This is a genomic window from Pseudomonas sp. BIGb0164, assembly GCF_024810135.1.
In the GTDB taxonomy this organism is placed as follows: domain Bacteria; phylum Pseudomonadota; class Gammaproteobacteria; order Pseudomonadales; family Pseudomonadaceae; genus Aquipseudomonas.
Genome location: NZ_JANUEA010000009.1, coordinates 152,443 through 167,193 on the forward strand (window position 1 = coordinate 152,443; position 14,751 = coordinate 167,193).

Below are 14,751 nucleotides of genomic sequence, written 5' to 3' on the forward strand. Positions count from 1 at the left end.
GGTTTCTTGTTTTTGCAGCGTGCGAATCAGAAATCCGCCAACTGCCACACCTCATACGCCGGTGTCTCGTACGGGTGGCTCAGTTTGAGCGCAGCCACGACAGCCACGATCAACTCATCCGCCACCACCAGCTCAACCTTCCATTCCTCAACCACTTCAACCTGGCCAATCTGCCCGATAAACGGCTGGCTGCCGTCCATCGCGCGGAATTGGCCCTGGCCCAGCACTTGCCAGGCACAGCTGTCGTAGTTGCCGATGCGCCCGCCGCCGGCAGCGAAGACGGCGGTTTTCACCGTCTCCACGTGGCTTGCGGGTACGAAGAAGGCAAGCTTGTACACCGCCTTAGTTCACCCACACGCGAGCGTTGCGGAACATGCGCATCCAGGCGCCGTCTTCGTTCCACTCTTCCGGGCGCCACGAGTTCTGCACGGCGCGGAACACGCGCTCCGGGTGCGGCATCATGATGGTCACGCGGCCGTCGCGGCTGGTAAGGCCGGTGATCCCGCGCGGCGAACCGTTCGGGTTGGCCGGGTAGGTCTCGGTGACCTTGCCGTGGTTGTCGACGAAACGCATGGCCACGCAGCCGGACAGGTCGGCTTCGAGCAACGCTTCTTCACTGGAGAACTCGGCATGGCCTTCACCGTGGGCGATGGCGATCGGCATGCGCGAACCGGCCATGCCTTGCAGGAAGATCGAGTTGGACTCCTGCACCTGCACCATGGCGACACGGGCTTCGAACTGCTCGGAACGGTTGCGCACAAAGTGCGGCCAGAACTCGCTGCCCGGGATCAGTTCGCTGAGGTTGGACATCATCTGGCAACCGTTGCACACACCCAGGGTGAAGCTGTCGTTGCGCTCAAAGAAACCTTGGAACGCGTCGCGGGCACGGCTGTTGAACAGGGCCGATTTGGCCCAGCCTTCACCGGCACCCAGCACGTCGCCGTAGGAGAAACCGCCGCAGGCCACAAGACCTTTGAACTCATTGAGGTCAACGCGACCGGCGAGGATGTCGCTCATGTGCACGTCGATCGCATTGAAGCCGGCGCGGTCGAACGCGGCCGCCATTTCCACCTGGCCGTTGACGCCCTGCTCACGCAGTACGGCAACTTGTGGGCGGATGCCTTTCTTGATGTAGGGCGCGGCGATGTCCTGGTTGACGTCGAAGCTGAGCTTGGTGCTCAGGCCCGGGTTGTCTTCTTCCAGGATCACGTCGAATTCCTGCTCGGCGCAGTCGGCGTTATCACGCAGGCGTTGGATCTGGTAACTGGTTTCAGCCCACTGGCGTTGCAGCAAGCGGCGTTGGCCGGCAAACACGGTATCGCCATTGAACGAGATGTTGATCTCGCCGTTGTTGATCGGCTGGCCGATCACGGCCACGCAATCGTCCAGGCCAGCGGCGCTGAACTGTGCGAGTACGTCTGGCGTTGCGTCCTGGCGAACCTGGATCACCGCACCCAGTTCTTCGTTGAACAGGATGCCGTTGATTTCGGACGCATCCTCGGCAACGCTGTCGAGCACGATGTTCAGGCCGCAGTGACCGGCGAAGGCCATTTCCACGACGCTGGTCAGCAAGCCACCATCGGAACGGTCGTGGTAAGCCAGCAGGTGGCCGTCAGCGTTGAGGCCCTGGATCACCGCGAAGAAGGCTTTTAGGTCTTCGGCGTCATCGACGTCCGGTGCCTGCTTGCCCAACTTGCCATGGGTCTGCGCGAGGATCGAGGCGCCCATGCGGTTCTGGCCACGGCCCAGGTCGATCAGGATCAGGTCGGTGGTGCCCTTGTCCATGCGCAGTTGCGGGGTCAGGGTCTGGCGGATGTCGGTGACCGGCGCAAAACCGGTGACGATCAGCGACAACGGCGAGGTGACGCTCTTGTCCGAACCGTCTTCGTTCCAGCGCGTGGCCATGGACATGGAGTCCTTGCCCACCGGAATGGTCAGGCCCAGCTCAGGGCACAGTTCCATGCCGACCGCTTTAACGGTGTCGTACAGGCGCGCGTCTTCACCCGGGTGACCGGCAGCGGACATCCAGTTGGCCGACAACTTGATGTCGGACAGCTTGCCGATGCGCGACGCCGCGATGTTGGTGAGGGTTTCACCAATGGCCATGCGGCCCGACGCCGGGGCGTCCAGCAGGGCCAGCGGGGTACGCTCGCCCATGGCCATGGCTTCACCGGTGTAGACGTCAAAGCTGGTGGCGGTGACGGCAACGTCAGCCACTGGAACCTGCCATGGGCCAACCATTTGGTCACGGGCAACCAGGCCAGTGATGGTGCGGTCGCCGATGGTGATCAGGAAGCTTTTGCTTGCCACAGCCGGATGGTGCAGCACACGTTCGATGCTGTCGGCCAGTTCCAGTTGACTTGGGTCGAAGTCGTCGCCCAGCTCGGTTTCACGTACCGCCGAACGGTGCATGCGCGGGGCTTTGCCCAGCAGCACTTCGAGCGGCATATCCACCGGGCTGTTGCCGAAGTGGCTGTCGGTCACGGTCAGTTGCGGCTCGGCAGTGGCTTCGCCGACCACGGCAAACGGGCAGCGCTCGCGTTCGCAGATGGCCTGGAAGCGCGCGAAGTCTTCTGGGCCGACGGCCAGTACGTAGCGTTCCTGGGATTCGTTGCTCCAGATTTCGTGCGGGGCCATGCCCGGCTCGTCGTTTGGAATGTTGCGCAGTTCGAAACGGCCACCGCGGTCGCCGTCGTTGACCAGTTCCGGGAAGGCGTTGGACAGACCGCCCGCGCCGACGTCGTGGATGAAGCTGATCGGGTTCTTGTCACCCAACTGCCAGCAACGGTCGATGACTTCCTGGCAGCGACGCTCCATCTCTGGGTTTTCGCGCTGTACGGAAGCGAAGTCCAAGTCTGCCGAGCTGGTGCCGGTGGCCATGGAGGAAGCCGCGCCGCCGCCCAGGCCGATGAGCATCGCCGGGCCGCCGAGCACGATCAGCTTGGAGCCAACCAGGATCTCGCCTTTCTTGACGTGTTCTTCACGGATGTTGCCCATGCCGCCAGCCAGCATGATCGGCTTGTGGTAGCCGCGCACTTCATCGCCACGGGGGGTGGTGATGGACTGTTCGAAGGTACGGAAGTAGCCCGTCAACGCAGGACGGCCGAATTCGTTGTTGAATGCAGCGCCGCCCAGCGGGCCTTCAATCATGATGTCCAGTGCAGTAACGATGCGCTCTGGCTTGCCGTACGGCACTTCCCACGGCTGTTCGAAGCCCGGGATCTGCAGGTTGGACACGGTGAAACCGGTGAGGCCCGCCTTTGGCTTGGCGCCACGACCGGTGGCACCTTCGTCACGGATTTCGCCACCGGAACCGGTGGCTGCGCCCGGGAACGGGGCAATCGCGGTCGGGTGGTTGTGGGTTTCAACCTTCATCAGGATATGCACCGGCTCCTGCACCGCGCCGTACTGGCGGGTCTCAGGGTCCGGGAAGAAACGGCCGGCGACGGAGCCGACGATTACCGAGGCGTTGTCCTTATAAGCCGACAGAACGCCTTCGCTGTGCATCACGTAGGTGTTCTTGATCATGCCGAACAGGCTTTTTTCCTGGCTTTCGCCGTCGATGTCCCAACTGGCGTTGAAGATCTTGTGACGGCAGTGCTCGGAGTTGGCCTGGGCGAACATCATCAGTTCGATGTCGTGCGGGTTGCGCTTCAAGCCATTGAAGGCGTTGACCAGGTAGTCGATCTCGTCTTCGGCCAGGGCCAGGCCCAGTTCGGTGTTGGCCTTCTCGAGGGCGGCGCGGCCACCGCCGAGCACGTCAATCGCGGTCAGCGGCTTGGGCTCGGCGTGGCTGAACAGGCCGGCAGCCTGTTCCAGCTGGCTGACGATGATCTGGGTCATGCGGTCGTGCAGGCTGCTGGCGATCAGCTCGGCGTCGGCATCGCTGAACTGGCCGGCGACGTAGAAAGCGATACCCCGCTCCAGGCGCTGGATTTTTTCCAGGCCGCAGTTGCGGGCGATGTCGCTGGCCTTGCTCGACCAGGGCGAGATGGTGCCGAACCGTGGCAGAACCAGGAACAAGCGGCCAGTCGGCTCTTGAACGGGAACGCTTGGGCCGTACTTCAGAAGGCGCGCCAGCACTTGCTGTTCGTCGGCGGTCAATACGCCGGTAACGTCGGCGAAGTGAGCAAATTCAGCGTACAGGCCTGTAACAGCTGGAACCTTCTGGCTCAGTTGCTCAAGGAGTTTGCTGTGGCGAAAGGCAGAAAGGGCAGGAGCGCCGCGCAGGATCAACATCTTCGGGACAGCCTCGGGAAGGGGGTGTGCTTTGAGGCCGTGCATTCTAGCGTAAACCATCGCCAACGGCACCCGAAACGGCACCGGTGGCCGCTGCCGGACGTCAGTTGGCACGGATTGCACAGTATCGGGGCGTTATCCCGGACATTCCGCGCAGTTATTTTAACCGTCACAATTGCCCGCCAAGCCCCATTTCTGCGGGCTGCAGCACGCTTTTGCGGTGGCTAGCAGACAAGTCCCACGCTGTCGAGATATGGCGCCGTGGGCCGTTTGCGTATACTGCGCAGATGTTCTCCCCTACTGCTTTGCGCCCGCGATGCGCCAAATGGCTCTTCGCCACCGGACTCTTCCTGTTGCTCAGCGCCTGTGTTGATAAACCCAGCACGCTCGAGCGAATCAAGGAGGATGGCGTATTGCGGGTGGTTACCCGTAACAGTCCGGCCACTTATTTCCAGGACCGCAACGGTGAAACCGGTTTCGAATACGAACTGGTCAAGCGTTTTGCCGATGACCTGGGGGTCAAGCTGGAGATCGAGACCGCCGACAACCTTGACGACCTGTTCGGCCAGCTGGGCAAGCCCAACGGCCCGGTACTGGCGGCCGCAGGCCTGGTGAGCAGCGAGCAGCGCCAGCAGCAGGTGCGTTTCTCCCATCCTTACCTGGAAGTGACCCCGCAGATCATCTACCGCAACGGCCAGTCCCGCCCGACCAACGCGGCAGACCTGGTAGGCAAGAAGATCATGGTGCTCAAGGGCAGCACCCACGCCGAGCAACTGGCGGCGCTTAAAAAGCAGAATCCTGCGATTGAATACGAAGAATCCGACGCCGTTGAGGTGGTCGACCTCCTGCGCATGGTGGACGAGGGCCAGATCGACCTGACCCTGGTGGACTCCAACGAAGTGGCGATGAACCAGGTGTACTTCCCCAACGTGCGCGTGGCCTTCGACCTCGGCAACGCCAGCAACCAGAGCTGGGCCGTGGCGGCAGGTGACGACAACAGCCTGCTCAACGAGATCAACAGCTACCTGGACAAGGTCGAGAAGAACGGCACCCTGCAGCGTCTCAAAGACCGCTACTACGGGCATGTCGATGTCCTCGGTTATGTCGGCGCCTATACCTTCGCCCAGCACTTGCAGCAACGCCTGCCCAAGTACGAGAAGCACTTTCGGACCTACGCCAAGGAAGAGAAGGTCGACTGGCGGCTATTGGCAGCCATTGGCTACCAGGAATCGCTGTGGCAACCGGCCGTCACCTCCAAGACCGGCGTGCGCGGCCTGATGATGCTGACCCAGAACACCGCCCAGGCGATGGGCGTGTCCAACCGCCTGGATGCCAAGCAAAGCATCATGGGGGGCGCCAAGTACCTGGCCAAGATCAAGGACGAACTGGACGACAGCATTGCCGAACCGGATCGCACCTGGTTCGCCCTCGCCGCCTACAACGTCGGCACCGGCCACCTCGACGACGCCCGCACCCTGGCCAAGCGCGAAGGCTTGAACCCGAACAAGTGGCTGGACGTGAAGAAGATGCTGCCACGCCTGTCGCAGAAGCAGTGGTACAGCAAGACCCGCTACGGCTACGCGCGGGGTGGTGAGCCGGTGCACTTTGTGGCGAACATCCGGCGTTACTACGACATCCTCACCTGGGTGACCCAGCCGCAGCTGGAAGGCAACCAGGTGGTGGAAGGCAACCTGCATGTGCCGGGCATCGACAAAACCAAGCCGCCGGAAGACAACCCGCAGTTGTAAGAACACTGCAAAACCCATGTGGGAGCGGGCTTGCTCGCGAAAGCGGTGGATCAGTCAGTATATATAGCGACTGACGCTACGCATTCGCGAGCAAGCCCGCTCCCACATTTTGTTCGTGTCGCCTTATAGACCTGTGATCAGGTGGACGACGCCGCCGGCCAACACCATCACACCCGGCACACCGGCTGCCTTCAATGCCTGTTCATCCAACCGCCCCGCATCCTGCAACTGCACCCTCACCCGTGTCAGTGCCACGCGCTGCTGCGACTTAAGATTATCCGCCCCCCCCAGCGCACTCAGCACCCCTACTGACAACTCATTCTGCACCGGGGCGGCGACCGTCTCGGCAATCAGATCCGGCGTCAGCGCTTTCCAAAACGCTCGCTGCAATTTCTCGAACATGCTCAGTGCTCCAAAACAGATGAGGATTCAACGGTGGCCGCGTGGTATTGGCTCAACGCCTCACGCACTTGGGCGGCTTCTTCCAAGCCCAGGATCTGGCGGGCGATGATCTGGCAGTCGGCCAGATCCAGCTCGCGCACGGTGGCCTTGATGGTCGGGATCAGCGGCACGCTGACCGACAGCTCATCCACGCCCAGCCCGATCAACACCGGCACAGCCAAGGCTTCGGACGCCAACGCGCCGCACACGCCCACCCACTTGCCATGGGCGTGGGCGGCCTTGACCGTGGTGGCGATCAGGCGCAGCACCGCTGGGTGAAAGCTGTCGGCCTGGCTGGCCAGGCGCGGGTGATCGCGGTCCATGGCCAGGGTGTATTGGGTCAGGTCGTTGGTGCCGATGGAGAAGAAATCCACATGGGGTGCAAACACATCGGCCATCAGCGCAGCCGAGGGCACCTCGATCATGATGCCCAGCTTCGGCAACTCGTTGAGCCCGAGTGCTGCCGCCTCCTCTTCCAGGATCTTGCGCGCCAGGTGCAGTTCCGACAGCAGGCTGACCATCGGCAGCATGATGTGCAGCCGCGCAAAACCGGCGCTGGCGAGGATGGCGCGAAACTGTTCGCGCAGCAGTTCAGGACGCTCCAGGCACAGGCGAATGCCGCGTAGCCCTAGGAATGGGTTGGTTTCCGCCTCCATGGGCACATAGGCCAATGGCTTGTCGCCGCCGACGTCCAGGGTGCGCACCACCAGGTTGCGCTCGGCGCCCAGGGCACGGGCGATGGCGGTGTAGGTGCCAGCCTGCTCCTCGGGGCTTGGCGCCCGGTTGCGGTCCAGGTAGAGGAACTCCGAACGCAGCAGGCCGACGCCTTCGCCGCCAAGGGTCAGGGACTGCTCCACCTCTTGCAGCGAGGCGACGTTGGCCGTGACTTCAACGTGATGACCGTCGCGGGTCGTGGCGGGCAAGGATGCCTGGGCGACTTCACGCTGACGGCGCAGCGTCTGCTGTTGGCGCGCCGCTTCAAGCCTCTCGATTTCAGCCAGGTCCGGGTTCAGGTGCAGTTCGCCTTTGTCGGCGTCCAGTAATACCTGTTTGCCGTTGGCCAGCGACAGCACCTGCAGCGATACACCGCAGATGGCGGGCAGGCCGAGGGCCCGGGCGAGGATTGCCACGTGGCTGGTGGCACCGCCGCCGACCGTGACAAAACCCAGCACTTTGCGCGTATCGAGACTGGCGGTTTGTGACGGGGTCAGTTGCTCGGCGATCAGGATCGCGCGCTCCGGTAAATCCCAGGCACTGTCTTGAACGCCAAGGATCAGTTTCAACACACGCTGGCCCACATCGGCCAGGTCTGCCGCCCGTTCAGCGAGCAGTGTATTGCCTAGCGCCTTGAACTGCTCGGCGGTGGCGACCGTGGCGCTGTTCCAGGCAAAGGCGGCGCTTTTGCCCTCGGCCAGCAGGCGGTGGGCATGTTCAAGCAGGGTCGGATCTTCGAGCAACTCCTGATGGGCCCGGAAGATCTCGGCCTGGGCGCTGCCGGCGGCCTTGGCTTGCAACGCTTTCAACGCCTCGGTTGCCGCCAGCAGCCCGCGTTGCAGGGCAGCGCGTTCGGCGGCTTCACCGGCGCCCTGTTCAGTGATCGCCAGCTCGGGTTCTACCACCTGAACCACCTGACCAAAGGCTGAACCCGGCGAAGCACAGACGCCGCGCAGCAAGGTTGCCGACGACACCGCTGCCACCGCTTCGACCGCCTCGGCCACTGCCGCGACCGTCTCCCCGCAACCTTCGACCAGCAGGGTGACGAGCGCCTTGATCGCCGCCTCGGCGTCCTCACCTGCCGCGCTCACCTGCAAGGTGTCGCCGTGCGCAGTTTGCAGCGCCATGATCGCCACCAAGGATTTCGCGTTGGCGCTCTGGGTTTGCTTGTGCAGGTAAATACTCGCGTTAAAGCCTTTGGCCGCCTGGGCAAACACCGCCGCAGGCCGCGCGTGCAACCCGTTGGCATTGGGCAACGTCAGTGGCTTGGAGAACAGTGCGTCGCCCTCCTCTTCATCTGTCGCTTCAATGGCCTCACCCGGAGAAACCTGCATCAGCGGCTGGCCCACTTCCACAAGGCCATTGGCCAACACGGTGAACGGCTCGCCGCTGACCACCAGCACCAGGGTCAACAGGCTGCGGGCATTGAGCGCCACATAGTCGGCATCGAACTCGATCAGCGGTTGGCCCACCGCCACCCGCTGGCCTTCCTGCACCAGCCGGGTGAAACCCTGGCCAGCCAGGTTCACGGTGTCCAGGCCGATGTGCATCAGGACCTGCACGCCATTGTCATCGGTAACGCTGACCGCATGACCACTGTCCTGGATATTGCTGATCACCCCGGCCAGCGGCGCGCACAGCGTCTGCGACGTGGGGTCGATGCACAGGCCATCGCCGATCAGGCGGCTGGAAAACACCGGATCGGGCACCGTATCCAGCGCCAGCAGCACACCGGACAGGGGCGCCAGCAGTTCCAGGGGTTGCGTTGCGGTCATGACTTCACCTGCTGTTTTGTTCTGTAAAAATCATTGGCTGGATGCGGATCCTGGGACAACGAAGATCAACTGTGGGAGCGGGCTTGCTCCCACATTAGTCCGCGTATACCCACATTCTTATTTCCACCAATATTCGACTTGCACACCAAAGTTGGAGCCATGCCGCGCCGTGCCGTAGGAGCCGGTGTCGGACAACGCCGAACCCGCCGCCAGTTCATTCGCCGCGCGTTTGGCCGCTTCGTTCCACGTTGCATAGGTGTAGTACAAACGCACTTCCGGCCGCGCCCAGAAATCCGGGCCTTTGGGCGACCAGGTCGGTGCGAAGGTAAATTTGCTCAGTTTGCGCGTGCCGCCGGTAGCGTCGACTTGATCGTGCCCGAGTTCAGTGACGAGCTTGAACTGTTCGCTGATGGCATACGCAGGGCGCACCCCGATGGACATCCAGGTCTGGTCCTGGCTACCCGGGCGAATGTCTTTCTGGTACACCGCCTCGATCTGCCCGCCAAAGCGCGGGGTCACCTGCCAGTCGAAGAACTCCACGGCGCGGTAGCTTTTGCTGCTGTTGTCCAGGGTGGTGTCGCCGGTGTAGCCCAAGCCGGTCCCAGGGCCTTCGCCGTACTGCAGGGCGAATTTGTTCTTGCCGCCCAGGAAAGGCTTTTGCACATGCTGCGCCGTGATCGCCCAACCGCTGTTGGTGTCGCGGCCACCGGCTTTTTCGATGTAGCTCAAACCAAACTCCAGCTCACCGCCGGGGTTGGTTTTGAAGCCCGCCACGTTGAAGTCGTGACGGGTGGCGTATTCTTTCTGGTACAGGTTGTCCTTGCGGGAAATGGCGTAGCTGTACTTGAGGTCGCCGATCAACACGTCTTCGACACCACCGCCCGTGGCGCTCTGGTTCCAGTAGTAGAAGTCGGAGATATGGATGTCGTTACGTTTGTAGTAGCGCCGACCGGCCCACACCGAGCCACCATTGAGGCTGGGCAAGTTGGACCACTGCGCATACATCTGCGGCATGCGCGCCGAGCCGTTGTCGTCGCCCTGGAATTTAAGGGCACGGTCGTATTTGTTGTAGAGGGACGCCATGGCGTCGACGCTCAGCACCGAGCCATCGTCGAGGGTCAGCAAGTCCTGGCGCAGTTCCAGCTCGGCATACTGTTCGCATTCGTTGCCCAAACGGTACTTGGATTGCGCCCCCGGCAACTGGAAGCACTGCTGCTTGCCACTGCCCGTCGAGGTGCCCGCGCCGCTGCGCAGGTAACCGGCAAACTCCAAGGCCTGAGCGCCCAACGGCAGGCTCAAACAGGATGCAACGAGGCCCAGCTTTATTGTTGTTTTCATGAAGCACTCCTAATGTTTTTCTTATTGTTATTGCGTGGTGCACGCGCCCTTGTAGGAGCCGGCTTGCCGGCGATGGCGATTCAACTGACGCTATCGCCGGCAAGCCGGCTCCTACATGGGGTAGCGGTGTTTCAGTCCCTCAGGTGCAGGACGAAGGATTCGTAGGGGCGCAAGGCGACCGTGGCGGTACGCTGCGGGCAGTCGGGGTAGTTGCTGATCACCAGGCGTTGCTCGGCAGCCGGATTGATCACACCGTCCGGGAGTTGGATTTCGCAGGGCGTGCCGTAAAAGTTGTTGAGCACCAGCAAGCGTTCGCCGTGGCCTTCGCGCAGATACGCCCAGACCTGCAAGTGGTCTTGCAGCAGTGGGCGATAAACGCCCTCCTGGATCAGCGGCTCATTACGGCGCAGGGCAATCAGTGCGCGGTAGTGATGCAGCACCGAATCCGGGTCATCCAGCTGGCTTTCGACGTTGATCTGCGCCGCGTTGGCGGGAATGCCGATCCACGGTTCGCCGGTGCTGAAACCCGCATTGGCCTGGGTGTTCCACTGCATCGGCGTGCGGCTGTTGTCCCGCGATTTCTGTTTGATCGCCGCCATGCTTGAGGCTTCGGACTCGCCGGCATCGCGCTTGAGACGGAAGATGTTCAGGGTCTCTACATCGCGGTACTGCGCGATGCTGTCGAAGCCCGGGTTGGTCATGCCCAGCTCTTCACCCTGGTACACATACGGTGTGCCCTGGAGGAAGTGCAGCGCGGTGCCAAGCATCTTGGCCGAGACCACGCGGTGTTCGCCGTCGTCACCAAAGCGCGAGACCACCCGCGGCTGGTCGTGGTTACACCAGAACAGCGCGTTCCAGCCGCCACCGGCCTGCATGCCCAGTTGCCAGTCAGAAAAAATCTGCTTGAGTTGCAGGAAATCGAAGTCGGCCTTCACCCATTTCTGCATGTTCGGGTAATCGACTTTCAGGTGATGAAAGTTGAAGGTCATCGACAGCTCTCTCGATTCCGGCCGCGAGTAGCGGATGCAGTGTTCGAGGCTGGTGGAGGACATCTCGCCAACGTTGATCAGGTCATGCCCTTCGAAAACTTCGCGGTGCATTTGCTGCAGGTACTCGTGCACGTTCGGGCCGTCGGTGTAGAAACGGCGGCCGTCGGTGTTGTCTTCCGGGAAATCGGCGGGCTTGGAGATCAGGTTGATCACGTCCAGGCGGAAGCCGCCTACGCCTTTGTCGCGCCAGAAGCGCATCAGCTTGAACACTTCGGCGCGCACCTTGGGGTTGTCCCAATTGAGGTCGGCCTGGGTGTGGTCGAACAGGTGCAGGAAGTACTGGCCGGTTTGCGCCTCGTATTCCCAGGCCGAGCCGCCGAACTTGGATTCCCAGTTGTTCGGCTGGTCGCGCCAGATGTAGAAGTCGCGGTAAGGGTTGTCGAGGCTGCTGCGCGCCTGCTGGAACCACTCGTGCTCGATGGAGGTGTGGTTGACCACGATATCGAGCATCAATTTGATGCCGCGCTTGGCCGCTTCGCTGATCAGCAGTTCGCAGTCGGCCATGGTGCCGTAGCTGGGGTCGATGGCGTAGTAGTCGCTGATGTCATAACCGTTGTCACGCTGCGGCGAGCGCAGGAACGGGGTGATCCACAGGCAGTCAACGCCCAGCCATTGGAGGTAGTCGAGTTTGTCCACGATCCCCAGCAGGTCACCGGTGGCGTTACCCGCGTGGCTGTGGAAGCTTTTTGGGTAGATCTGGTAGATCACCGAGTGTTGCCAGGTTTGCATGGGGGGTTCCTTCAATTAGTTTTTTTGCTGGCCTTGAAGGCCTCTTCGCGAGCAAGCCCGCTCCCACATTTGAAATGCATTCCCATGTGGGAGCGGCGGTGCGGCGATTCGACTTGCTCGCGAAAGCGGTCGATCAGGCGACCCGATACCCAGGCCGAACAATCTTCATGCTCAACGCACAGGTCAGCACAAACGGCACGACCATCGCGATGACCATCCCGATCACAAAGCTTGGGATGTACTGCGGGATGATCGAGATGAATCCAGGCAGCCCACCGACGCCGATGGCCGATGCCTGCACCTTGTTGAGCGACAGGAAAATACTGCCCAGCGCCGAGCCCAGCAGCGCGGCATAGAACGGGAACTTGAAGCGCAGGTTCACACCGAACATCGCCGGCTCAGTGATGCCGAAGTACGCAGAAATCGCCGAGGTGGAGGCCATGCTTTTGTCCCGCGCGTTGCGGGTCATGTAGAACACGCCGAGGGCGGCGCTGCCCTGGGCCAGGTTGGACATGACGATCATCGGCCAGATAAAGGTGCCGCCCTGGGTGGAGATCAGTTGCAGGTCCACGGCGAGGAACATGTGGTGCATGCCGGTGATCACCAGCGGCGCATACAGCAGGCCAAAAATCGCCCCGCCGAGCATTGGCGCCAGGTCGAACAGGGTGACCACGCCTTCGGTGATCAGGATGCCGAGGTGACGCGTGACCGGGCCGATGATCGCCAGGGCCAGCACGCCGGTGACCACAATGGTGGTGATGGGTACGACCAGCAGTTGAATGGCGTTCGGCACTCGTGCCCGAAGCCACTTTTCGATCACGCTCATCACGTAGGCGGCCATCAGGATCGGCAGGATCTGCCCCTGGTAGCCCACCTTCTCAATCTTGAACCAGCCGAAAATGTCGAAGTACGGCAGGCTCTGGCCGTCCAGGCCCGCCACGGCCTTGCCGTAGTTCCAGGCATTGAGCAGGTCCGGATGGACCAGCATCAGGCCCAGCACGATGCCGAGGATTTCACTGCCGCCAAAGCGTTTGGCCGCCGACCAGCCCACCAGCGCCGGCAGGAACACGAACGAGGTGTTGGCCATCAGGTTGATCAGGCTCCACAGGCCATCCAGGTTCGGATAGGCCTCCAGCAGCGTCTTGCCCTCGATGAACATGCCCTTGGCGCCCATCAGGTTGTTCACGCCCATCAACAGGCCGGCGATGATCAAGGCGGGCAGGATCGGCATGAACACGTCGGAAAATACCCGCACCAGACGCTGCATGGCATTGGTCTTGTCGGCGCCCTTCTGCTTGACGTCGGCGATGGTCGACACTGCAAGGCCGGTGGCTTCACGCAGGGCGGCGTAGACCTTTTCCACTTCGCCCGGGCCGATCACGATTTGAAACAGGCCGCCGGTAAAGAACGAACCCTTGACCAGATCAACCTGGTTCAACGCGGCGCTGTTGACCCGACTCGGGTCCTTCAGCGCCAGGCGCAGGCGTGTCACGCAGTGGGCAGCTTGCTCAAGGTTGTCGCTGCCCCCGAGGTTCTCGAGAATCTCGCGGGCGATAGCTGGATAGTCGTGGCTCATGCTTGGTTTCCACTTTGGTTTTTTTTATTGGGGGGCAGTCATTGGCAGCACGCCGAGGGCAAAAGTACTCGTCTGTACGAGTTAATGCAACAACTCGTCTGTACGAGTTACAAATTGTTGGCACTGGCTTGCCGGTGATGCTGTTCGTGAGGCCCCCATCGCCGGCAAGCCGGCTCCTACAAAGGCTCGTTCGCAATGGGTCTAATGGACAAACCCCAACGGTGCCACTATGGTTCCTGCCTGAACGCAAAGGCACAGAGCCATCCCCATGAGCAAATACAACCAGATCTATACGGATCTGCTTGCCAGCATCACCACCGAACGCCTGCAACGCGGCACGCGCCTTCCCTCCGAAACAGAATTGATGGACAGCTACCAGGCCAGCCGAGGCACCGTTCGTCGTGCCATCGAGCAGTTGCAGGAGCGCGGATTTGCCCAAAAGATCCACGGCAAGGGCACCTTCGTGCTGTCCCCCAACCCGATCGAATTCCAGTTGGGCGGCATCGTCAGCTTCCACGAAACCCACGCCGACCTGGGCGATGACGTACGCACCGAAGTGGTCGAATTCACCCAGTTCCCGTTGGAAGGCTCACTGCTGCAACACATCGAAGCCGAACCCGGCACCCTCATCACCCGCATCAAACGGGTACGGCGCATTGGCGGCAAACGCGTGATCCTCGACATCAACCACTTCGTCGCCGACCTGATCCCAGGCTTGGACCGCGACATCGCCGAACAGTCGATCTACGCGTTTATCGAACAGACCCTGCAGCTGCAAATCAGCTACGCCCAACGCACCATCGAAGCCCTGCCCCGCAGCAAGGACGACCAGGCACACCTGGACCTCGACGGCCAAAGCCATGTGATCGTGGTGAGTAACCAGACGTTTTTGCAGGACGGGCGGCAGTTCGAGTACACCGAGTCGCGGCATACGCTGGATAAGTTTTACTTTTCGGATATTGCGCGGCGGTAAGTCGGACTGCACATCGATTGTTACTGTTGAGGCACACAGCGCTACCTGACAAACAGACAGAACCCTACGTAGAATGCCCACGTGGCTATGGAACACCTTCCTTCTAACCTCCTATGACCTAGGGGTTTCGCTCTCCACACTACGCCTGCTGCTTGCAGGCGTTTTTACA

General features: G+C 61.7%; 9 protein-coding genes. 2 read left to right on the plus strand and 7 right to left on the minus strand.

Going from position 1 to position 14,751, the window contains the following annotated elements:
* Positions 1-26 precede the first annotated feature (26 nt).
* Both M2394_RS23020 and purL read right to left on the minus strand, forming a co-directional pair.
* Entirely contained in the window at positions 27-338 is a 312-nt protein-coding gene (locus M2394_RS23020; protein ID WP_016971954.1) for an NIF3 1, read from the minus strand.
* 4 nt (positions 339-342) lie between these two features.
* Positions 343-4,239 carry a phosphoribosylformylglycinamidine synthase gene (gene purL / locus M2394_RS23025; protein WP_259174792.1) on the minus strand — a complete coding sequence of 1,299 codons (3,897 nt, stop codon included), beginning with the start codon at positions 4,237-4,239 and terminating at the stop codon, positions 343-345.
* Between the two features lie 287 nt (positions 4,240-4,526).
* On the opposite strand from purL, the gene mltF reads away from it, so the two are divergent.
* Positions 4,527-5,987: a membrane-bound lytic murein transglycosylase MltF gene (gene mltF / locus M2394_RS23030; protein ID WP_178921653.1), complete on the plus strand. Its 1,461-nt coding sequence runs from the start codon at positions 4,527-4,529 to the stop codon at positions 5,985-5,987.
* Between the two features lie 123 nt (positions 5,988-6,110).
* On the opposite strand, the gene M2394_RS23035 is transcribed toward mltF, so the two are convergent.
* From M2394_RS23035 to treP, 5 genes are all read right to left on the minus strand, one after another.
* Positions 6,111-6,389, minus strand: coding sequence for a PTS transporter subunit EIIB (locus tag M2394_RS23035; RefSeq protein WP_259174687.1), 279 nt, complete (start codon positions 6,387-6,389; stop codon positions 6,111-6,113).
* A gap of 2 nt (positions 6,390-6,391) precedes the next feature.
* The gene (gene ptsP / locus M2394_RS23040; protein ID WP_259174689.1) at positions 6,392-8,917 is read right to left on the minus strand and encodes a phosphoenolpyruvate--protein phosphotransferase; all 2,526 of its coding nucleotides are present in this window, start codon (positions 8,915-8,917) and stop codon (positions 6,392-6,394) included.
* Between the two features lie 117 nt (positions 8,918-9,034).
* A complete protein-coding gene (locus tag M2394_RS23045) occupies positions 9,035-10,255 on the minus strand; it encodes a carbohydrate porin (RefSeq protein WP_259174690.1) in 1,221 nt (406 codons plus the stop codon).
* A gap of 131 nt (positions 10,256-10,386) precedes the next feature.
* Positions 10,387-12,033, minus strand: coding sequence for an alpha,alpha-phosphotrehalase (gene treC, locus M2394_RS23050; RefSeq protein ID WP_259174691.1), 1,647 nt, complete (start codon positions 12,031-12,033; stop codon positions 10,387-10,389).
* Between the two features lie 133 nt (positions 12,034-12,166).
* The gene (treP, locus tag M2394_RS23055) at positions 12,167-13,609 is read right to left on the minus strand and encodes a PTS system trehalose-specific EIIBC component (RefSeq protein ID WP_176994406.1); all 1,443 of its coding nucleotides are present in this window, start codon (positions 13,607-13,609) and stop codon (positions 12,167-12,169) included.
* Between the two features lie 268 nt (positions 13,610-13,877).
* Between treP and treR the strand changes: the two genes are divergently transcribed.
* Entirely contained in the window at positions 13,878-14,582 is a 705-nt protein-coding gene (gene treR / locus M2394_RS23060; RefSeq protein WP_176994407.1) for a trehalose operon repressor, read from the plus strand.
* The last annotated feature ends 169 nt before the right edge of the window (positions 14,583-14,751 follow it).

Bases quoted from the DNA above. Each gene is read 5' to 3' on its own strand.
- treP (WP_176994406.1), bottom strand. From the start codon at position 13,609: ATGAGCCACGACTATCCAGCTATCGCCCGCGAGATTCTCGAGAACCTC.
- ptsP (WP_259174689.1), bottom strand. From the start codon at position 8,917: ATGACCGCAACGCAACCCCTGGAACTGCTGGCGCCCCTGTCCGGTGTG.
- mltF (WP_178921653.1), top strand. From the start codon at position 4,527: ATGTTCTCCCCTACTGCTTTGCGCCCGCGATGCGCCAAATGGCTCTTC.
- purL (WP_259174792.1), bottom strand. From the start codon at position 4,239: ATGTTGATCCTGCGCGGCGCTCCTGCCCTTTCTGCCTTTCGCCACAGC.
- M2394_RS23035 (WP_259174687.1), bottom strand. From the start codon at position 6,389: ATGTTCGAGAAATTGCAGCGAGCGTTTTGGAAAGCGCTGACGCCGGAT.
- treC (WP_259174691.1), bottom strand. From the start codon at position 12,033: ATGCAAACCTGGCAACACTCGGTGATCTACCAGATCTACCCAAAAAGC.
- M2394_RS23045 (WP_259174690.1), bottom strand. From the start codon at position 10,255: ATGAAAACAACAATAAAGCTGGGCCTCGTTGCATCCTGTTTGAGCCTG.
- treR (WP_176994407.1), top strand. From the start codon at position 13,878: ATGAGCAAATACAACCAGATCTATACGGATCTGCTTGCCAGCATCACC.